Origin of the sequence: Herbaspirillum sp. alder98 (assembly GCF_020179755.1) — a bacterium.
Classification (GTDB): Bacteria; Pseudomonadota; Gammaproteobacteria; order Burkholderiales; family Burkholderiaceae_D; genus Herbaspirillum.
Window position 1 is genome coordinate 70623 of record NZ_JAIUCY010000009.1, and the last position, 20824, is coordinate 91446.

Genomic DNA, 20824 nt, shown 5'->3' on the forward strand with positions numbered 1-20824 from the left:
CCGGGTTCTTAAGAATGCGCGATTTTACATGGAAAGATCGCGGGATTTGTCATGCTTTGTATGCCTGTGCGGTATCGGCAACGGTTCGCGGCATTGGTTCGCTCAGGCGGTGCAGCCGCGGATTTCCTGTTCCGGGAAATCCGCCTTGATGCGGTTGAGGGCGCTGCGCGCATCCGGGCTCAGGTCGCGTAGCTGGAACACCTGCTTGCCCGCCCCCGAACGCCGCGCAATGATGCGCGCACTGCGCAGCCCCTTGGCAATGAGTTGGCCAATATAGGCCTTGGCCGCCTCTTCGGTGCGGAAGATGCCCAGCGAGATGCCGGACCGCAGCGCCGGATTGGGAAAGCTGTCGGGAATCACATAGAAGTCGCCCACGCCCAGTCGACGCAACTCGGCAGTACGGCGTTCCGCGCCCTCGCGACCATCCTGCGGGGGAATATAGACCATATGGCTGGTGACATCCTGGCTCAGCTTTTGCGCCACCTTGTCACCCAGGTTGAGGCTGGCCAACTGCCGCGAGAAGCGTTGCGCATCGGCCGCACTGAAGCTGCCCACCTCCGTGCAGGACGGGACAACCGGCGCGGCGGCGAGCGCCACTGGCGGCACTGCCGCAGGGGTGGCGGCCGGGGCAGTCGGGGCAGTCGGGGCAGTCGGGCCGATTGCGGCCGGCTCCGGCTGGGCTGCGGGTGGCTCCTGCACGCGCACCGGCGCCACCAGCTTTTCGCTATTGGCCGGCAGCAGCGCCAGCGATTCGGGGCGCAATTGCTGGGTCAGGCGTTGCGGTTCGCGCCGCTCGGCGGCAGTCGCGCCCAGATAGCCGCGCTGCAGGCCGAACAGCACGCAGTTACCTGCCAGCAGCAACCAGAAGAACAGTTTTAGCTTCATCCTTGCATTCGTCGTCAGAGGTCTTGATCGGCGGCCAGGGCCGCCTGCAATCCGATCAGCACCAGATTATCCACCTTTTCCAGCATGGCATCGCCCAGCGCCAGATGCGGCACCAGCAGTTGCCCGGCACCGCCGGCCAGCACGCAGCGCAGGGGCGCCACGCCGGCCTGCCGGCGCTGGCGCAGTGCATGTTCGATGGCGCCGGCCTGGGCTGCGATACAGCCGGCGATGATGGCGTCGCCAGTGTTGTCGGCAAAGGGGCCCACCGAGGTGCTGATGCCTCCGATCTGCGGCAGCTGCGCGGTATTGGCAGCCAGTGAAGTGGTCATCATGGCTAGCCCCGGCAAGATCATGCCACCGAGGAAGACGCCATCGGCGCTCACCGCATCGACCGTCGTGGCGGTGCCGCAGGTGGCCACCACCAATTCCTGCGCCGGAAACAATGCCCGTGCACCGATGGCAGCGGCAAAGCGGTCACAACCGAGTTGCCCGGGGGTGCGATAGCCGTTGCGTACACCCGCGCGTTGCGGCAGCGAGGCAAACCATTCGATCTCCAGCGCCGCGCCGAACACCGCATGCAACACCTGCGCCAACTCTGCCTGCAACGCCGCGCCGGCCACATTCGAGATGCAGACCCGCCCGACCTCGCCTGTCAGGGGCTGCCAGGCCTGCGCCAATTGCATGACCTGCCCACGCTCCACGGCGCCCTCGACCAACCAGCGCCCCAGGCCATGCGCCAGCGGCACGCCCCATTTGATCCGCGTATTGCCGGCGTCGATGAGCAGTGGAGTCATTGCGCCAACCGTAACGACACGTCACCCGCCATCACCGCCACCCGGCCCTGTTGGGTATCGATCAACAAGCGCCCCACGGCATCGATGCCGGCGGCCACGCCCTCCTGCACCACCGTCCCGTGATCGATGATCCGGACTGCCTGGCCCACATAGGCGTGACAGGCTTGCCAGCGTGCCATGAAGGCCGCGAGGCCGCCGCGCTCGAATTCGTCGAGCGCACTTGCCAGCGCGCTGGCAATCACCGCCAACACCGTCTCGCGCGGTTGCCGGCGCAATTCATGGGCCGCGCCAATACTGCGATCAAGCTCCTGCTCCAGGCCGGGCGGCACGTCCAGGTTCAAGCCAATGCCGACCACTGCCCAGGTGACCTGCGGTTGGGCCACATCGGCGGCGGTCTCGATGAGAATGCCGGCCAGCTTGGCGCCATCGCGCAATACGTCATTGGGCCATTTCAGTTGCGCCTGGATGCCGAACACCTGCAACGCCTCGACCAGCGCCACGCCGACCGCCAGCGGCAAGCCGAGCAAGGCGTGCAGCGGACGCTCGAAGCGCCACGCCAGGGAAAAAGTCAGCGTCGCGGCGGGGTCGCTGCGCCATGGCCTACCGGCTCGCCCGCGACCGGCCGACTGGCGGTCGGCCACGCGCAAAAGAGGGTGCGCCAGGCTTGACAGGCGCAGCATCAGATCGACATTGGTGGACCCGGTCTGCGCCACCGCCTCGACCGCCAGAGTGCGCACCGGCGCATGCTCGGAGGCGCCCAGTTGCGCCGCCAGCTTGCCGGCATCGACCAACGGCAAGTCGTCTGCCGGCGGCGGCGTCGGGGTCCACGGCAAAGGTGAATTGTTGTTCATAGCGCGCATTGTAACGGCAGACGCCGGCGCTGCATCCGGCGCCGAAATCGGGTACCCTCAGGCGCATGAAAGCCGAGCCCACCTCGTCCATCGTAGCCACACCCGACACCGCCGCGACAGCGGCGTCTTCATTTGCGCGCGTGAGCCTGCTGATCTACGCGGTACTGATCGTATACGCCAGCTGGTATCCCTTTTCGGGCTGGCGCGACATGGGCCTGGGCCCCTTCGACTACCTGACGGCGCACCTGCCGTATTACTGGACCGGCTTCGATATCTGGACCAACATCGCCGGCTATGCGCCGCTGGGCGCGCTGCTGGTATTTGCCATGCATCCCAGGCTGCGCCCGCGGTGGGCGGTGCTGCCCGCGACGCTGGCCGGTATGCTGCTGTCGGCCGGCATGGAAGCCGGCCAGACCTGGCTGCCCACCCGCGTGCCGTCCAACCTCGACCTGATCACCAACACCATCGGCGCCTTCACCGGCGCCGTGCTGGGCGCGCTCAGCAGTCGTTATTTCCTGCTCGAAAGCCGCATGCTGGCGGTACGCCGGCGCTGGTTCTCGGGCGAAGCCAGCCGCGGGCTGGTGGTGGCCGGCCTGTGGCCACTGGCCTTGATGTACCCGCAAAACCACCTGTTCGGGCTAGGTCACCTGGTGCCGCCGCTGTCGGCCATCTTCTCGGACCTGGTCGATACCCCGCTCGACCTGGCGACCACCTGGATCAACAACGCCCAGTTGAGCGCCGAGCAATACTGGCTGGCCGACGTCATCGTCTCGGCCTGCGGCCTGAGCGGCGCGGCGCTGCTGTTGCTGCTGCTGTTGCGCAAGCAGGCACCGCGCCGCGCCATCGTGCTGGTGTACCTGCTGGCCTGCATTGCCATCAAGTCGCTCGCCAGCGCCTTGTTCTTCGCGCCGCAAAATGCCTTCGTCTGGGTCTCGCCCAGCGCGGTCGGCGGCATCCTGCTCGGCGCCATGATGGTAGCCGGACTGACCTTCGCCCCGCCCACCGCGCAACGGCGACTGGCGGCGCTGGCGCTGATCCTCAGCCTCCTGGTGACCAATGCGGTACCGGCCAATCCGTACTACATCTCGACGCTGGAAACCTGGGTGCAGGGCAAGTTTCTCAACTTCGATGGCGCCGCGCAGTTCCTGTCGGTGCTGTGGCCGTTCCTGGCGATCTGGTTCCTCTATCACCCGGTGCACCGCAAACATCGGTGAGCCGGGTTATCATTGGCCCCTGCCCTCCCCCCACCCAACGCGACTTCGCACAGTCATCTTCGATCATGAGCGACCAGCCATTCTACGAACACCACGTCTTCTTCTGCCTCAACCAGCGCAAGCCGGGCGAACGCACCTGCTGTGCCGACAAGGGCGCCCAGGCCGCCCAGGAACACGCAAAGAAACGCATCAAGCAACTCGGCCTGGCCGGTGACGGCCGCGTGCGCATCAACAAGGCCGGTTGCCTTGAGCGCTGCGAAGAAGGGCCAGTCGTCGTGATCTACCCGCAAGGCACCTGGTACACCTTTGTCGATAACGAAGACATCGACGAAATTATCGATAGCCATATCGTCGGCGGCAAGATCGTCGACCGTCTCAAGATCTGAATGCCAGCATGAACGCCCATACCCAGAATTTCCTGATTCCCGGCGCCGTCGGCCAACTCGAGTGCGCGCTCGACCTGCCCGATGCCGAGCTGTTTGCCACGCCGGTCGGCCTGGCCCTGGTGGCCCATCCCCATCCGCTGTTTGGCGGCACCATGGACAACAAGGTGGCGCAAACCCTGGCCCGCACTTTCCTGGCGCTGGGTTATGTCGCGGTGCGGATGAATTTTCGCGGCGTGGGCAAGTCCGAAGGCGTGCATGACCACGGCCAGGGCGAAACCGACGACATGGCGCTGCTGCTGCAGCATATGCGGGGTCAGTATCCCGACCTGCCGCTGGCGTTGGGCGGCTTTTCGTTCGGCACCTTCGTCCAGGCCCAGCTGCAACAGCGGCTGTCGCAGAACGACCCGGCGCAAGCCGCCGAGCGCCTGGCGCTGGTGGGCACAGCGGCCGGCAAGTGGCCGATGCCGACGGTGCCGGCCAACACCATCCTGATCCACGGCGAGCAGGACGACACCATCCCGCTGTCGGCTGTGCTCGACTGGGCCCGTCCACAGGAGTTGCCGGTGGTCGTGATTCCCGGCTCGGATCACTTTTTTCACCGCAAGCTGCAACATATCAAGAACGTCGTGGTCGAAAGCTGGCATCGCCGTCCGGCAAGTTTGCCGGGCTGACGAGTCGATGTCGGGTGTGCGGGATTTCCTTGGGGGTGTCCGCCACTGACGTTTATAATGCCCGGCGTGCCATTGGTCCTCACGCTGCAGGCCAAGGGGGCTTGCACTGCAGCGGCGGTCCGCCGATTCCACACATTTCAACACTTCAGCAACGATGTTTCTCCTGCTGGCATCCATTCTTTCGCACCGATGAAAAAACTATTCGCGGCGCTTGCCGCCACCGTCCTTTCCATTTCCGCCCTGTCCGCCTCCGCACAGTCCCTGCCGCCGCCGACCATCGCTGCCAAGTCGTGGCTGCTGCTGGACGCCTCGGCCAACCAGGTCATCGCATCGAGCGACCCCGACATGCGTGTCGAGCCGGCCTCGCTGACCAAGCTGATGACGGCCTACCTGGCCTTCGCCGCCTTGCGCGACAAGCGCCTCAACGCCGAACAGGAAGTCAATGTCTCGGTCAATGCCTGGAAGGTCGATCCCAGCAGCTCGAAGATGTTCATCGAGCCCAACAAGCCGGTCTCGATCAACAACCTGCTGTTCGGCCTGATCTCGGTCTCGGGTAACGATGCCGCCGTGGCGGTGGCCGAAGCCGTCTCGGGTACCGAAGACGCCTTCGTGCAGCTGATGAACCGCGAAGCGCAACGCCAGGGCCTGACCAACACCCGCTTTTCGAATCCGCATGGCCTGCCCAGCCCGGACACTTACACCACCGCGCGCGACCTGGCCATCCTGTGCCGCAACCTGATCAATGACTTCCCCGAGTATTACAAGACGTATTATTCGGTCAAGAAATTCACCTATAACAACATCACCCAGCCCAACCGCAACCGCCTGCTGTGGCTCGATCCGACAGTCGACGGCATGAAGACCGGCCACACCTCCAGCGCCGGTTATTCGCTGATCACTTCGGCGCACCGTCCGGTGCCCAACGGCGAACGCCGCCTGATCTCGGTGGTGATCGGCACCGTCTCCGACCAGGTGCGCACGCAAGAGAGCCAGAAGGTGCTCAACTGGGGCTTCCAGAACTTCGACGCCGTCAAGCTGTATGCCAAGGGCCAGCCGGTCGATACCCCTGATGTATGGAAGGGTTCGCAAGGCAAGATCAAGGTCGGCTTCAAGAACGATGTCTACATCACCATCCCCAAGGGGACAGCCGACAAGGTCAAGACCCATCTTGACCGCAACGATCCGTTGATCGCACCGATCTCCGAGAATGCCAAGGTCGGCACCTTGAAGGTCACCATCGACGACAAGCTGGTCACCGAGTTGCCGGTGGTGGCACTGGAATCGGTGGGCCCTGCCGGTTTCATCGGCCGCGCCTGGGATTCGCTGCGCCTGATGTTCAAGTAAGACCAGCCGTTTCAAATGAAAACGCCACCGCACTCGGTGGCGTTTTTTTATGCGGGTGCGGTTCGACGATATGAGCAATGACCAATTGCCCGCCGTCGTCCTGACGCCAGTCAGCACCCAGCGTCTCCACGCTCGTCGATGCGCAACAAAAGCCGCTGGATCCCCGGCCTGCGCCGGGACGACGGCGTCTTTTTTACGCCGCCCTTCTTTCCAGCACCTGCGTCTTTCTTTACCGCAGAATGATGCGCCCAAACAAAAACGCCACCGGTTTCCCGATGGCGTTTTGCATGAAGACCGACCCGCAGCTCAGGCCGTCACGGCTTCCTGCTTGGCCGCAACCGGCTCGTCGTCCACCGACGAACGGATCAGGTGGTCGAAGGCCGACAGCGAAGCCTTGGCGCCCTCGCCCACGGCGATCACGATCTGCTTGTACGGCACCGTGGTCACATCGCCGGCGGCGAACACGCCCGGAATCGAGGTCTGGCCCTTGGCATCGACTTCGATCTCGCCGTGCTTCGACAACGCCACGGTTCCCTTGAGCCATTCGGTGTTGGGCACCAGCCCGATCTGGACGAACACGCCTTCCAGTTCGATGTGGCGCACTTCGCCGGTGGCGCGTTCCTTGTAGCCGATACCGTTGACCTTCTTGCCGTCACCGGTGATCTCGGTGGTTTGGGCCGAGGTGATCACGGTCACGTTGGGCAGGCTCTTGAGCTTCTTGACCAGCACGGCGTCAGCCTTCAGATCAGCAGCAAATTCGAGCAGCGTGACATGCTTGACCAGACCCGCCAGGTCGATCGCCGCTTCCACGCCGGAGTTGCCGCCGCCGATCACCGACACGCGCTTGCCCTTGAACAGCGGGCCGTCGCAGTGCGGGCAGTAGGCCACGCCATGGTTGCGGTATTCGCGCTCACCCGGCACGTTGACTTCACGCCAGCGGGCGCCGGTCGACAGGATCACCGTCTTGCCCTTCAACACGCCGCCATTGGCCAGCTTGACTTCGATCAGCTTGTCGCCAGCCACCAGCGCTTCGGCGCGCTGCACATTCATGATGTCCACGTCGTACGCCTTGACGTGCTGTTCCAGCGCGGTCGCAAAGTGCGGACCTTCGGTCTCTTTCACCGAGACGAAGTTCTCGATGGCCAGCGTGTCGAGCACCTGGCCGCCGAAACGCTCGGCGACGACACCGGTACGAATACCCTTACGCGCTGCATAGATTGCAGCGGCCGCTCCAGCGGGACCACCGCCGACGATCAGCACGTCGTACGGCTCACGGGTGCTCAGTTCTTCACCCTTGCGGGCGGCTGCGCCGGTATCGAGCTTGGCGAGGATTTCTTCGACGCCGGTACGACCCTGGCCAAACACTTCGCCATTCATGTAGATAGTCGGCACGGCCATGATCTGGCGTTGCTCGACTTCAGCCTGGAACAGGCCGCCATCGATCGTCACCGAGCGAATACGCGGGTTGATGATCGACATCACGTTGAGCGCCTGCACCACTTCCGGGCAGTTCTGGCAAGTCAGCGAGACATAGGTCTCGAAGCTGTAGTCGCCATCAAGATTCTTGATCTGCTCGATGACCTTGTCGTCGAGCTTGATCGGGTGGCCACCGACTTGCAGCAGCGCCAGCACCAGCGAGGTAAATTCGTGGCCCATCGGGATCGCGGCGAATTCGACGCTGATATCGGTCCCGGGGCGGTTCAGCTTGAACGACGGCGAGCGTCCGTTCGAAGCGTCGCGATGCTCGACCAGCGTGATGCGGTCCGAGAGCAGCACGATTTCTTGCAGCAGTTCCTGCATCTCGCGGGACTTGGCGCCATCATCGAGCGACGCGACGATCTCGATAGGCTGGGTCACCTTTTCCAGATAAGCCTTCAATTGGGTCTTGAGATTGGCATCAAGCATGATGATTTCACTTTCCTCTGAGAGAGATTCAGTCGTCCGGGCCGAAGCCCGGACGGGTAATGCGATTTACTGCCGTGGCCCGACGATCGGGCCGACTGGCAGCCCGATCAACGGTCCAGTCAAACTTAGATCTTGCCAACCAGGTCCAGCGATGGAGTCAGGGTAGCCGAGCCTTCTTCCCACTTGGCTGGGCAGACTTCACCTGGGTGCGATGCCACGTACTGGGCTGCCTTGACCTTGCGCAGCAGTTCCGAAGCGTCACGGCCGATGCCGTTGTCGTGCACTTCCAGCACCTTGATCTGGCCTTCAGGATTGATCACGAAGGTACCGCGCAGTGCCAGGCCTTCTTCTTCGATCAGTACTTCGAAGTTGCGTGCCAGGGTGGCAGTCGGATCGCCCACCAGTGGGTATTGCACCTTCTTGATCGCGTCCGATGTGTCGTGCCATGCCTTGTGAGCGAAGTGGGTATCGGTCGAGATACCGTAGACTTCGACGCCCAGCTTCTTGAACTCGGCATAGTTGTCAGCCAGATCTTCCAGTTCGGTCGGGCAGACGAATGTGAAGTCAGCCGGATAGAACACGAACACGGACCATTTGCCCTTCAGGGTAGCTTCGGTGATGTCGACGAACTTGCCGTCATGGTATGCAGTTGCCTTGAATGGTTTGATAGTGGTGTTGATCAGGGACATTTCTATTTCCTTTTAAGGGAGGGGTTGTTTTGAAGCAGTGGAAGAAGTGTAAGACGCCGAATCAAATAGATCAATTTTATTTAATTAATGTTTTTGATTGGATTTAACTATCGATGCCGGGCATCAGGCTATCGCCTGGCCTGGCACCCGATCGACCTCGCCATGCAATGACAGAATATGGCGTCGACCGGGGCCGATACAAGCGCGACACCAGCGAGATGTCGGCGGGGCTCATGTTACTGCATGGCAGCAAAGCGCGCCAAACGCCCATAAAAAAGCCTGCCGCATCGCTGCGGCAGGCTGTTGGACAACGCTAGACGCTGGCGTCAGAGCGCCAGTTGCTTTTCCAGCTTGCCCTTGACGCCGACCAGCTCACCCGGCAGCTTGTGCTTGAGCTTGTCGAACAGCTCGGCATGCAGTTCGAGTTCCTGGCGCCAGGCGGCCTTGTCGATCGAAGTAATGGTCGAGTATTGCTCGGCAGTAAAGTCGATGCCTTCCCATTGCAGGTCTTCGAAGCGTGGGGTGAAGCCGAACAGATGCTCGGTCGCCCCGGTGCGCACACCCTTGGTATCTTCGATGCGGTCCAGCATCCACTTCAGCACGCGCATGTTGTCGCCGAAGCCAGGCCACACGAACTTGCCGTCGGCATCGGTACGGAACCAGTTGACGCAGTAGATCTTCGGCAGCTCGGCTGGCGAAGCGGCGATCTTCTTGCCGATATCGAGCCAGTGCTGGAAGTATTCGCTCATGTTGTAGCCGGCGAACGGCAGCATGGCGAATGGATCGCGACGCACCACACCCTGCTGGCCGACGGCCGCAGCGGTGGTTTCGGAACCCATGGTGGCGGCCATGTAGACACCTTCCACCCAGTTGCGGGCTTCGGTCACCAGCGGGACGGTAGTCGAACGGCGGCCGCCGAAGATGAAGGCCGAGATCGGCACGCCGGCCGGATCATCCCAGGCCGGATCGATCACCGGGTTTTGCGTGGCGGCGACGGTAAAGCGCGCATTCGGGTGCGCCGCCTTGCGGCCGGTTTCCTTGGCGATCTCTGGCGTCCAGTCCTTGCCCTGCCAGTCGATCAGGTGCGCCGGCGCTTCCTTGGTCATGCCTTCCCACCAGACGTCGCCATCATCGGTCAGCGCCACGTTGGTGAAGATGGTGTTGGCGGCCAGCGAAGCCATGCAGTTGTAGTTGGTCTTTTCGTTGGTGCCGGGGGCCACGCCGAAATAGCCCGCTTCCGGGTTGATCGCATACAGGCGGCCATCGGCGCCCGGCTTGATCCACGCGATGTCGTCGCCGATGGTGGTGACCTTCCAGCCGCCGAATGCCTTGGGCGGGATCAGCATGGCGAAGTTGGTCTTGCCGCATGCCGACGGGAAAGCCGCCGCCACGTAATGCTTCTTGCCCTCGGGCGACTCGACGCCCAGGATCAGCATGTGCTCGGCCAGCCAGCCTTGCGCGCGTCCCATGGTCGAGGCGATACGCAGTGCGAAGCACTTCTTGCCCAGCAGTGCATTGCCGCCGTAGCCCGAACCATAGGACCAGATTTCGCGGGTATCGGGATAGTGAACGATGTACTTGGTGGCATTGCACGGCCACGCCACGTCCTGCTGACCGGCCGCCAGCGGCGCGCCCACGGTATGCACGCAGGGAACGTAGTCGCCATCGGCGCCCAGCACGTCATACACGGCACGGCCCATGCGGGTCATGATGCGCATGTTCACGGCGACATAGGGCGAATCGGACAACTCGACGCCGATATGGGCAATGGGCGAGCCCAGCGGGCCCATCGAGAACGGCACCACATACAGGGTGCGGCCGGCCATGCAGCCGTCGAACAGGCCATTGAGGGTCTGGCGCATTTCGGCCGGGTCGGTCCAGTTATTGGTCGGGCCGGCTTCTTCCTTCGTCTTCGAGCAGATGAAGGTGCGATCTTCGACGCGCGCCACATCCGACGGATCCGAGCACGCCAGGTAGCTGTTGGGACGCTTCTCGTGATTGAGTTTCTTCATGGTGCCGGCGGCGACCATTTCGGCGCACAAGCGATCGTATTCCTCTTGCGATCCGTCGCACCAGTAAATGCGAGCCGGCTTGGTCAGCGCAGCAATCTCGCTAACCCAGTTGATCAGCTTCTGATGTTTGACGAATGCGGGTGCGTTCACTGCGGGAACGCCTGCCATGAGCGGTTGGTTCATGAGTATTACCTCCAATGCCACAAAGTTAAAGAATTCGTGTTGGCACGGCAGGATCGTCGTTGCCAGCGGCGGAGGCTCCACGCCTGCAGGCAGATCGGCGGTCTTGTCGATGGCGGCCAGTGTCTGGCCACGTTGCCTGAAACCGGGATCCGGACCAGGCTGCGGTCACCCTTCGACAGTGAAAAGTGAGAAAAGGTGGCGAGGATTGTACCTCGACATAAAATAATTTACTGAAATTTGTAGCGATAAATACCCGACTAATGTAGTAGGAAAATACAAACTGAAAAAAATCTGTTTTTTCATTACCATGGCGCATAACATGATTTCTCCTGAAAACCAGTCATAGCCTGGTTGTTAGCGGGATTGCCGCCGATTCATCATTCATGCTGTGAATATCACGCGAGCCTATCGGACAATTTCTTTCATCCGCCCCTTCGCTGCGACAAATTGCTTCGTTCCAATGCGCCATCAGGCCAATATGCGAGCAATGGCCCGTTTCAGGGTGCATATATGCATAATCGCCACGATCGCCTTATGATGCTTGGCAGCGCTCGCCCCGGGCGCCCATCCAGTCCCCCGGAGACCAAAAAATGAAAATCGCCATTCTCGATGATTACCAGGACGCGGTACGCCACCTGGATTGCTTCTCACTGCTGGACGGCCACGACGTCAAGATCTTCAACAACACCATCCGCGGCACCGGCCAGTTGGCCGCCCGCCTGGCGCCATTCGATGCGGTGGTGCTGATTCGCGAACGCACCGAACTGAGTCGTCCGTTGCTCGACAAGCTGCCGCTGCTGCGCCTGATCTCGCAGACCGGCAAGGTCAGCGGCCATGTCGATGTGGAGGCCGCCACCGCGCGCGGTATCGCCATCGTCGAGGGCGTGGGCGACCCGACGGCGCCGGCCGAACTGACCTGGGCGCTGATCATGGCGGCGGCGCGGCGCGTGCCCCAATACTGCGCCAACCTGCGCATCGGCGCCTGGCAGCAGGTGTCGGCCACGCCGCATCACAACCTGATCGGCACCGCGCTCAAGGGACGCACGCTGGGCATCTGGGGCTATGGCAAGATCGGGCGCATGGTGGCCGGCTATGGCCGCGCGTTCGGGATGAAGGTATTGGTCTGGGGCCGAGCGCCCAGCCTGGAGCAGGCACAAAAGGACGGTTTCGAGGCAGCGCCTGATCGCGCTGCGTTCTTTTCGCAGGCCGATGTACTGAGCCTGCACCTGCGCTTGAACGACGCGACCCGCGGCGGCGTCACCGCAGCCGACCTGGCGCTGATGAAACCCACCGCCTGCCTGGTCAATACCAGCCGCGCCGAGCTGGTCGAGGCCGGCGCACTGGAAACCGCACTCGAACAGGGCCGCCCCGGCCTGGCCGCGCTCGATGTGTTCGAGCGCGAACCGCTGCCGGTGGATTCACCGCTGCTGCGCATGGACAACGTGGTGGCTTCGCCGCATCTGGGCTATGTCGAAAAGGATGGCTATGAGTTGTATTTCCGGGCGGCCTTCCAGAACATCGTCAACTTTGCCGCCGGCACCCCCAGCAACGTGCTCAACCCGCAGGCGCTGAACGCCGTCAAAGCTCCGGAGTAATCCTCAGGGGGCCGGGCGTGGGCGGCTGATAGCGTAGCAGCGGCGACTGCCCCGACTTCTTCCACAGGTGATGCCACCCGGGCGGCCACGGCAGCGGCGGCCCGGCGTAGTCGGGCACGTTGCGCCGCACGCCGATGATGGGCAAGGTCTCGGGCATGCCGGTGTGATAGTCCCATCCCAGGCTGTAGGCATAGTCCGGCGCCAGCGTGGCGCAGACCTGCTCGAACCAGGCGGCATGTTCTTCGTCTTCACCCAGTGCCTGCGCCAGCCCTTGCGGATCGAACTGCGCCAGCGCGCGTGCCAGTTCTTCGGCGCTGGCGCCAGGATTATCGCCCCAGCCCATGATCGGATTGAAGTTATAGTCGGCCCCAGAGCCATACCAGCCCTCGCGCCACGGGCGTTCGATCCATTGCCGGGGCCCGGCAAACAGATGCCAGCGCCAATGCAGTCCGGACGCCTTGGGCCAGCTGTAAAGATAGAGTCGCTGATAGCCGGCCCGGTGCAGCAGGCGCACCATCGCCATCAGCCGCACATGCGGCATGCGATCCGGCGGCGCGCGACGGAACATGATGGGCGTGCCATCGGCGTGCTGCACTTCGTCGGACGAAAGATTAAGGTCCAGCGTCCGCACCTCACTACCGAAGCGCGCAGAAATCCAGCCCGTCATCAGGTTGACGAGCACGATCACGCCATAGCCGCGATGACGATGAAAGATGACGGTGCCGGGTGCCAGTGGTTTCATATGCGGTCCATTATAAGACCCATTTGCAGCAGCTTCAGGACGCCGCCATGGGCAAGAAATGTGCGTGTAAGATACCGGACGGCGCCTACGGCCATTTCACCCTGCACAGGAAAATCATGAGTCTTCGCATCATCGCCACCGGCGGCACCTTCGACAAACACTACGACGAAATCGCCGGCCAGCTTGGCTTCGGCGCCAGTCATCTGCCGCAGGTCATCGCCCGCGCGCGCATCACCGCCGACGTCGTACTGGAAGAACTGCCGCTGCTGGACTCGCTGGAAATGCAGGACGCCGACCGCCAGCGGGTGCTCGTCTCGTGCCGCAGCGCGACCCAGCGCGGCATCGTCATCGTGCACGGCACCGACACCATGCAGTTGACGGCGCAAGTGCTCGGCCAGGCCGCGCTGGCGTCCACGGTGGTGTTGACCGGCGCCATGATTCCTTATGAAATCGCCAACTCCGACGCCCTGTTCAATTTCGGCTTTGCCTGCGGCGTGGCGCAAGTGCTGCCGCCGGGCGTCTATGTCGCCATGAACGGCCAGGTCTTTGCCTGGAACAAGGTCGCCAAGAACCGCAGCGCAGGCGTGTTCGAACAGGTCTGATCCCTACGCGCCGGCATTGGCGCGGCACGCAAAGGCCTTTACAATGAGAAGCATTCTCATTCTATTGGACAACTGCGCCATGCGCGACGCCGCCCGCCTTTCTAACGAAGACATCGCCGGATTGTATGGCGGCCATCATCGCTGGCTGCTGGGCTGGGTCCGTCGGCGCACCGACAATGCCGAACTGGCCGCCGATCTGGTGCAGGACACGTTCGTGCGCGTCATCACCGCCCGGCGCGATTTCTATCTGGATCAGGCGCGGGCCTTGCTGACCACCATCGCGCGTGGGCTGGTCATCGATCACTTCCGGCGTTGCGCGCTGGAGGCCGCCTTCCTGGACGCACTGGCGCAGTTGCCGCAAGAACAGGCGCCCTCGCCCGAGGCGCGCCAGATCGTGCTGGAGACGCTCAACCAGGTCGACGCCATGCTGGCGTCACTCCCTCCGAAGGTGCGCACGGCCTTTCTGCTATCGCAGCTCGATGGCATGAGTTATGCCGATATCGCGCGCCAACTCGAGGTTTCACTCAGTTCGGTGCAGCAATACATGACCCGCGCCTTCGCGACCTGCTACCGCGTGCAATACGGCGACCCGGCATGAACACCGTGGCCGGCACGACGCCTTGCGATGCCGACATCATCGCCGCCAAACCCGGGCCGGGTATCGTGGCCGCAGCCATCGAATGGATGGTGCGTCTGCAATCGGGCAGCGCCACGGCGGCCGACCACGAAGCCTGTCGCTGCTGGCGCGCCGAGGACCCGACCCACGAGCTGGCATGGTCGCGCCTCGAGGTCTTGCGCGACGGCGTGGCGACACTGCCGCCGGCCCTGGCCCATGCCACCGTGGGCGACAGTGCGGCGCGCCGCAAGCATGCCCGACGTTTCGCGCTCAAGGCCTTGAGCGTCATCCTGGTCACGGGTGTGGCCGGCGGCCTCGCCAGTCACGCGCCCTGGGAGCCGCTGCTGGCGCAATACAGCACGCGCAACGGCCAACGGCGCCGGGTGGTGCTGGCCGATGGCACCATCCTGGAACTCAATACCGCCACCGCCGTCGATATCAGCTACGACGGCAAGACGCGCCTGGTGCAACTTCACTGCGGCGAAATCCTGATCACCACCGCTCCCGACAATGCCGCGCAGCACCGTCCGTTCATCGTACAGACGCGACAAGGCACGGCACGCGCGCTGGGCACCCGTTTTCGCCTGCATGATCGCGATGGGACGGTGCTGGTCGCCGTGTTCGAAGGGGCGGTCGAATTCAGCGGCAAGCGCGCAGGCAACCCCACCCGGATCGATGCCGGCCATCAAGGCCTGTTCGACGCCGACGGCCCGCATGGCGCACAGCAGCGGGCCGACGATGACGCCGTGGCATGGAAGGACGGCATGATCGTGGCGGAGCGCATGCCATTGGGCCAGTTGGTGGCTGAACTGAGCCGCTATCGTTCGGGCTGGCTGCGCTGCGACGAAGCGGTCGCCAGCCTGCCCATTTCGGGGGTATTCCCGATCGACCAGCCGGCCCGCATACTGGCCGCCGTGGTCCGCACCCTGCCGGTGCAGGTGGATGCCTTCACGTCGTACTGGATCACCTTGCGCCCCAAGAATCCGGCGTGATTTATTTTCAGTTCTTTCTGCAGGTTTTCGCGACTCGTCCGGTTTACCTGGTAGCACCATTGCCAATCAATCAGACCGATCATGAAAACCCCGTTCAATCTACGTGCATTTGCCCTTCGTCCCCGGCCGCTGAGCGGCCTGTCCATCCTGGCCGCCCTGCTGGTGCCGGGCGCTACCCTGCACGCCCAGGCGCTCGACACCACGCGCCTGGCCTTCGATATCCCCGCCGGCCCGCTTGACCGCGCCCTCAACAGTTTTGCGCGGCGCGCAGGCATCTTGCTGTCGTTCTCGCCGCAGGCTACCCAGGAGCGCCAGAGCGCAGGCCTGTCCGGCCGCTACACGGTGGACGAAGGCTTTGCCGCGCTGCTGGCCGGCAGCGGCCTGCAGGCGCTGCGCCAGCAGGACGGCGCCTATGCCATCGGTGCCACCGGCGCCAATGCCGGCCCGTTGCCGCAGGTCACCGTAGCCGCTCAGCAGGAGAGCGCCACCGGCCAGTTGACCGGACTGGTGGCGCGCCGTGCCGGCTCTGCCCTGAAGACCGACACCCCCATCCTCGAAACGCCGCAGTCGGTATCGGTGGCCACCGCCGACCAGATCGAAGCGACCAAGGCGATGTCGCTCGCCGAGGCGCTCGACTACACGCCCGGCGTGATCAGCCAGGCGTCGTCCTTCAACCGCATGGTGGACGATGTGCGCGTGCGCGGTTTCAACCTGGCCAATGCCAACACCGGCATGCTGCGCGATGGCATGAAATACCAGCCCAGCGTATATGACAGTTCGCAGGAACCGTATGGCCTGGAACGACTGGAAGTGCTGCGCGGTGCGGCATCGGTCCTGTACGGGCAGCTCAGCCCGGGCGGCGTCATCAACGCCGTCAGCAAACGCCCCACCGCCGAGCCGTACCACGAACTGAGCGCCGACATCGGCAACAACCGGCGCCGACAGGTCACCGGGGACTTCGCCGGCCCGCTCTCGGACGACGGCGTCTGGAGCTATCGCCTGACCGCCCTGTTGCGCCAGGCCGACACCGGCATCAACCACATCGACGACAACAAGACCTATATTGCCCCGGCGCTGACCTGGCGGCCGTCGGCGCGCACCTCGCTCACGCTGCTGGGCAGCTACCAGCACATGCGCACCCGCTTCGTGGCGCCGGCGTCGGCCGCGCTGACCGTCAACGGCACGATCCCGCGCAGCTTCTTCATTGGCGAACCCGGCTACGACCGCTACGACAGCGAGGTCTATTCGGGGGGCTATGTGTTCGAGCACGCCTTCAACGACGACATCAAGTTGCGCCACAACCTGCGCTACTTCAGCGGCGACGCCGTCTTCAACTACCTCTCCTATGGCACGCTCAATTCCGCCACCGGCCTGTACTCGCGCGGGGTAGTCAACCGCACCGAAAAATCCGAGGGCCTGACCACCGACACATCGCTGGAAATGAATCTCGGCGGTCCGGCCTTGCGCCACAAGATACTGGCCGGCTTCGATTACTTCGACAGCACCTATGACTCCAAGCGCTACGCCGGAACGGTGTCGGCCATCAACATGAACAATCCGGTCTACGGCGCCACGCCCGTCATCGGCACCACCAACAACGGCTCGCGCACCGAAAGCCAGCAGTTCGGCCTGTACCTGCAAGACCAGATGAAACTGGCCGACAAGCTGGTATGGCTGGTCGGCGCGCGCCAGGACTGGGTCGACAGCAGCGTGACCACCTACAGCAACAACCGACGCACGCCGGCCCGCGATTCGGCCCTGACCGGACGCACCGGCCTGGTCTACCTGGCCGACAATGGCCTGGCCCCCTACGCATCCTTCGGCCAGTCCTTTGCACCGCAAGCGGGGGTTGATCGCCTTGGCAACCGGTTCAAGCCCACCGAAAGCGACCAGTTCGAAGTCGGCATCCGCTATCAGCCACAAGGGGGGAAAACCCTGTTGAGCGCCGCCCTGTACCAGATCACCCAGACCAACGGACTGACGGTCGATCCGGTCGATGCCACCTATTCGGTGCAGACCGGCGAGTTGCGCTCGCGCGGCCTCGAACTGGAGGCCCGCTCGGCATTCGGCCGCCTGGAACTGATCGCCAACTATGCCTACACCGATGCTCGCACCACCAAGAGCAACCTGGCCACCGAAATAGGACAGCGGGTGTCAGGCGTGCCGTATCACGCAGCATCGACCTGGGCCCAATATGATTTCGGGGGCATCGGCCTGCCGGGCATGAAAGCCGGCGTCGGCGTGCGCTACCAGAGCGAAGCACCGGTGGCGGGATTGAACTACCAGATTGCCGGGCGCACCCTGGTCGATGCCATGCTGGCCTACGACCTCGAACAACTCAGTACTACCTTGCGTGGCCTGCAGCTGAAGATCAACGCCAAGAACCTGTTCAACCGCGACTACGTGCAATGCGTGGCGGCCACCGGCTGCCGCTACGGCGAAGAACGCAGTGTCATCGCCACCATTGCCTATCGCTGGTAAGGAGGAGCCATCATGCCGGCTGCTGCAGCCGCGCCCAGTACCGGCAGAACGCCAGCAATGCCGTCAGGCTGGGCGAGGCTGCCCGGTGGCTGCTGACCACCATGTAGAAATGCCGGCGCAGGGTCGGCAAGGCGGTGGGCAGTTCCAGCAGCTTGCCCGACTCGATCAGGTCCTGCACCACCGCACGCGACAGGCAAGAAATACCCAGCCCTTCGGCGGTGGCGCGCTTGATCGCCTCCGAGTTGCCGAATTCGAAGGACGACGGCAGGTGATGCAGATAGGGAATCAACGCATGCTCGACCGCCTCGCGGGTGCCCGACCCTGCTTCGCGCAATAGCCACTCGGCCTGGCGCAATTGCTTCAGGCTGATCTTGCGCCCATCGCCGACGATCGGATGATCGGGCGCGGCCACCACGATCAATTCGTCCGTCATCCACGGCTCGACCTCGACGTCGTCGGCATGGCAAGGCCCTTCGATCAATGCCGCATCCACCTCGAAATTGACCACCGCCGCGACGATGTCGGCCGTATTGGCCACCAGCGCTCTGACCCGCGCACCGGCATGCGCGCGCCGATACGCCGCGACCATCGCCGGCAGCATGTAGCTGCCGATGGTGGTGGACGCCCCGATATGCAGTTCGCTGCCGGCGTGCGGATCGACGAACTGCCGCTCTATCGTGTGGGCCAGGTCGAGCATGTGGCGCGCCTGCGGCAGCAAGCGGCGACCACTGTCATTCAACACCAGCCGCTTGCCGACACGATCAAACAACTGCACGCCCAGCAGATGCTCCAGTTCATTCAAGGCGGCGCTGGCGGCCGATTGCGACAACGCCACCAGTTCGGCCGCCGCCGTCGTCGAGCCGGCCTGCGCCACCGCCAGGAATATCTGTAACTGCCGCAAACTTATCTTCATGCTCCCGCCATCCGAGAAAAACCAACCATCATTAAATCTACCTGTTTAACAGGTTGATATTAACAAGATAACGCGTTTTTCTTTTATATCCGTCTCACGTACAGTGCGTTGCATCACAAGAACATCCGTCGAGAACGCCATGCGCACCGCCAGCCACTCCCCCGCCATCAATCCGCTCAGCCCCTTCGTCCCCGGCCTGCTGCTGGCCGCTGCGGTAGCCTGGGCCTCGGTGCAACTGGGGGACATCGGCTGGCTTCAGGCGCATGGTTTCTCGGCGCTGACGGTGGCCATCGTGATCGGCATCCTGCTGGGCAACACGATCTATCCGCGCATGGCGCCCCGCTGCGGCGAAGGCGTGCGACTGTCCAAGCAGACGCTGCTGCGCGCCGGGATCATCCTGTATGGCTTTCGATTGACGCTGCAGGACATCGCCCATGTCGGCGTGGCCGGCGTGGTGATCGATGCCGCCATGCTGCTGTCGACCTTTGGCCTGGCCTGGGTGGTGGGCGTGAAACTGCTGCGACTCGAGCGTGATGCGGCCCTGTTGATCGGCGCCGGCAGCGCCATCTGCGGCGCCGCTGCGGTCATGGCGACCGAACCGGTGCTGCGGGCGCGCAGCGAGCAGGTGACGGTAGCCATCTCGACCGTGGTCATCTTCGGCTCGCTGGCGATCTTCCTCTATCCGCTGCTGCATGGCTTGCAGGCCGAACCGGCCTGGGGCCTGCGCCTGCCGGACTTCGGCATCTATATCGGCTCCACCGTGCATGAAGTGGCGCAGGTGCTGGCGGCGGCACGCTCGATCGACCAGCATACGGCCGACACGGCGGTCATCGCCAAGATGGTGCGCGTGATGATGCTGGCGCCGTTCCTGCTGATGCTGTCGATCAAGGCTGGCCCGGCGCCGGCCGGTGAACGCCGCAAGCTGTCGATCCCGTGGTTCGCGTTTGCGTTCATCGGCGTGGTGGTGCTCAACTCGGTCATGCCGCTGCCGGTCGCCTTGAACCGGCTGGTGATGCAGGTCGACACGCTGCTGCTGGCCATGGCCATGGCGGCGCTGGGCCTGACCACGCATCTGTCGGCGATCCGCAATGCCGGGCTCAAGCCGATCATTCTCGGTGCGGTGCTGTTCGCCTGGCTGGTGGTGGGCGGCGCGCTGGTCAACGGCGCCCTGGAAAGATTGCTCGGGTAAGCCCGGCATCAGAAGCTGTTAGGGCCTGCTCACATTAAATCTGCGAGATGCGTTGCCCCCAGGCGGCGTGCTGGCAAGCGTCGCCTGCCGTTGTTGCAGCTCCTTGCCGTAGTACCACTACGGCGCGTCGCTACGCCTAGCCAGACAACGCTTGCCGACCTCTCGCACTCGCAGATTTAATGTGAACAGGCCCTAGTGCAGCGAGCCCTTGATGCTCATCTCGCGAATGATGCGCACGGTATCGATATCGGCTTCCTGATAGGCCGAGCGCCGGAATTCGTTATAGAACGCTTCGCTGCTGTCGACATCGTCGGGCTGGCCGTCGTCGTACTCGAAACGCACGAACAACTGCTCCGGCTGCGGCTCTTCGATGGTCATGCTCATGCGCGAGGCGGCGATTTCGCCTTGCGTCGGGATTTCGTAGAGCACCTGGATCTGCGGCAGATAGGTCACCTTGTCGCGGATCACCAGCTCGCCATAACGCAATTCGCGGCGCACGCCATCCATGCTCTTGTCGCTGAGGCGGCAGTCATCCAGATGCGGCATGAACAGCTTGGGCAATTCGGCGCGCATCACCAGGCCTTGCCATAACTGTTCGCGGGTGAGCGGGTCGAGCAAGGGGTTGAGCGGATCGTTGATCTGGATCAGATGGTTGAATTTCATGGTGATGTCCGGCGGGTCCGGATGAACTGATTGACTGATTGATTCCTGCGCATTGTCCCACAATGGGAGCGCCGCCGACGCCGCTGCTACAATGGCG

The 20824-nt window shown here is 63.4% G+C and carries 19 protein-coding genes; 10 read left to right on the forward strand and 9 right to left on the reverse strand.

What is annotated here, in order from left to right; all coding sequences use genetic code 11:
* Positions 1-102: 102 nt before the first annotated feature.
* Genes LBW87_RS18610 through LBW87_RS18620 form a run of 3 tightly spaced genes read right to left on the reverse strand, consistent with a single transcriptional unit; the run spans position 103 to position 2530 of the window.
* Positions 103-885 (reverse strand): hypothetical protein, encoded by a 783-nt coding sequence (locus LBW87_RS18610; protein ID WP_225202958.1) that lies wholly within the window; start codon positions 883-885, stop codon positions 103-105.
* 14 nt (positions 886-899) lie between these two features.
* Positions 900-1679 carry a type III pantothenate kinase gene (locus LBW87_RS18615; protein ID WP_225202959.1) on the reverse strand — a complete coding sequence of 260 codons (780 nt, stop codon included), beginning with the start codon at positions 1677-1679 and terminating at the stop codon, positions 900-902.
* Positions 1676-2530 (reverse strand): biotin--[acetyl-CoA-carboxylase] ligase, encoded by an 855-nt coding sequence (locus LBW87_RS18620; protein ID WP_225202960.1) that lies wholly within the window; start codon positions 2528-2530, stop codon positions 1676-1678. The genes LBW87_RS18615 and LBW87_RS18620 overlap by 4 nt, the downstream gene beginning before the upstream one ends.
* 65 nt (positions 2531-2595) lie before the next feature.
* On the opposite strand from LBW87_RS18620, the gene LBW87_RS18625 reads away from it, so the two are divergent.
* From LBW87_RS18625 to LBW87_RS18640, 4 genes are all read left to right on the forward strand, one after another.
* Positions 2596-3744 carry a VanZ family protein gene (locus LBW87_RS18625; protein ID WP_225202961.1) on the forward strand — a complete coding sequence of 383 codons (1149 nt, stop codon included), beginning with the start codon at positions 2596-2598 and terminating at the stop codon, positions 3742-3744.
* A 65-nt stretch (positions 3745-3809) separates the two neighbouring features.
* Positions 3810-4130: a (2Fe-2S) ferredoxin domain-containing protein gene (locus LBW87_RS18630; RefSeq protein WP_225202962.1), complete on the forward strand. Its 321-nt coding sequence runs from the start codon at positions 3810-3812 to the stop codon at positions 4128-4130.
* A gap of 8 nt (positions 4131-4138) precedes the next feature.
* A complete protein-coding gene (locus tag LBW87_RS18635) occupies positions 4139-4801 on the forward strand; it encodes an alpha/beta hydrolase (protein WP_225202963.1) in 663 nt (220 codons plus the stop codon).
* 189 nt (positions 4802-4990) lie between these two features.
* On the forward strand, positions 4991-6145 hold the full coding sequence (locus tag LBW87_RS18640) for a D-alanyl-D-alanine carboxypeptidase family protein (RefSeq protein ID WP_225202964.1): 1155 nt from the start codon (positions 4991-4993) through the stop codon (positions 6143-6145).
* 306 nt (positions 6146-6451) lie between these two features.
* Here LBW87_RS18640 and ahpF read toward each other — a convergent pair whose 3' ends face one another.
* The 3 genes from ahpF to LBW87_RS18655 form a co-directional block, all read right to left on the reverse strand.
* Positions 6452-8050, reverse strand: coding sequence for an alkyl hydroperoxide reductase subunit F (gene ahpF, locus LBW87_RS18645; protein ID WP_225202965.1), 1599 nt, complete (start codon positions 8048-8050; stop codon positions 6452-6454).
* Positions 8051-8175: 125 nt separating this feature from the next.
* Positions 8176-8739, reverse strand: a complete 564-nt coding sequence (ahpC, locus tag LBW87_RS18650) for an alkyl hydroperoxide reductase subunit C (RefSeq protein ID WP_225202966.1) — start codon at positions 8737-8739, stop codon at positions 8176-8178.
* 326 nt (positions 8740-9065) lie between these two features.
* Positions 9066-10934, reverse strand: a complete 1869-nt coding sequence (locus tag LBW87_RS18655) for a phosphoenolpyruvate carboxykinase (GTP) (protein ID WP_225202967.1) — start codon at positions 10932-10934, stop codon at positions 9066-9068.
* A 590-nt stretch (positions 10935-11524) separates the two neighbouring features.
* Here LBW87_RS18655 and LBW87_RS18660 point away from each other — a divergent pair.
* Positions 11525-12529, forward strand: coding sequence for a D-2-hydroxyacid dehydrogenase family protein (locus LBW87_RS18660; protein ID WP_225202968.1), 1005 nt, complete (start codon positions 11525-11527; stop codon positions 12527-12529).
* Here the strand turns inward: LBW87_RS18660 and LBW87_RS18665 are convergent.
* Complete coding sequence (locus LBW87_RS18665; protein WP_225202969.1) at positions 12513-13271, reverse strand: L-asparaginase; 759 nt, start codon at positions 13269-13271, stop codon at positions 12513-12515. The two genes, LBW87_RS18660 and LBW87_RS18665, sit on opposite strands and share 17 nt — an antisense overlap.
* 116 nt (positions 13272-13387) lie before the next feature.
* Here LBW87_RS18665 and LBW87_RS18670 point away from each other — a divergent pair, with 116 nt between their 5' ends.
* The 4 genes from LBW87_RS18670 (at position 13388) to LBW87_RS18685 (ending at position 17962) form a co-directional block, all read left to right on the forward strand.
* Positions 13388-13873: an asparaginase domain-containing protein gene (locus LBW87_RS18670; protein ID WP_225202970.1), complete on the forward strand. Its 486-nt coding sequence runs from the start codon at positions 13388-13390 to the stop codon at positions 13871-13873.
* Between the two features lie 79 nt (positions 13874-13952).
* Entirely contained in the window at positions 13953-14471 is a 519-nt protein-coding gene (locus LBW87_RS18675; RefSeq protein WP_225203073.1) for a sigma-70 family RNA polymerase sigma factor, read from the forward strand.
* Positions 14468-15481 (forward strand): FecR domain-containing protein, encoded by a 1014-nt coding sequence (locus LBW87_RS18680; RefSeq protein ID WP_225202971.1) that lies wholly within the window; start codon positions 14468-14470, stop codon positions 15479-15481. The genes LBW87_RS18675 and LBW87_RS18680 overlap by 4 nt, the downstream gene beginning before the upstream one ends.
* An 81-nt stretch (positions 15482-15562) precedes the next feature.
* On the forward strand, positions 15563-17962 hold the full coding sequence (locus LBW87_RS18685) for a TonB-dependent siderophore receptor (RefSeq protein WP_225202972.1): 2400 nt from the start codon (positions 15563-15565) through the stop codon (positions 17960-17962).
* A gap of 10 nt (positions 17963-17972) precedes the next feature.
* Here the strand turns inward: LBW87_RS18685 and LBW87_RS18690 are convergent, their stop codons facing one another.
* A complete protein-coding gene (locus LBW87_RS18690; RefSeq protein ID WP_225202973.1) occupies positions 17973-18875 on the reverse strand; it encodes a LysR family transcriptional regulator in 903 nt (300 codons plus the stop codon).
* A 139-nt stretch (positions 18876-19014) separates the two neighbouring features.
* Here LBW87_RS18690 and LBW87_RS18695 point away from each other — a divergent pair, with 139 nt between their 5' ends.
* Positions 19015-20064, forward strand: coding sequence for a YeiH family protein (locus LBW87_RS18695; protein WP_225202974.1), 1050 nt, complete (start codon positions 19015-19017; stop codon positions 20062-20064).
* Positions 20065-20256: 192 nt separating this feature from the next.
* Here LBW87_RS18695 and LBW87_RS18700 read toward each other — a convergent pair whose 3' ends face one another.
* The gene (locus LBW87_RS18700) at positions 20257-20727 is read right to left on the reverse strand and encodes an SRPBCC family protein (protein ID WP_225202975.1); all 471 of its coding nucleotides are present in this window, start codon (positions 20725-20727) and stop codon (positions 20257-20259) included.
* Positions 20728-20824: the final 97 nt, after the last annotated feature.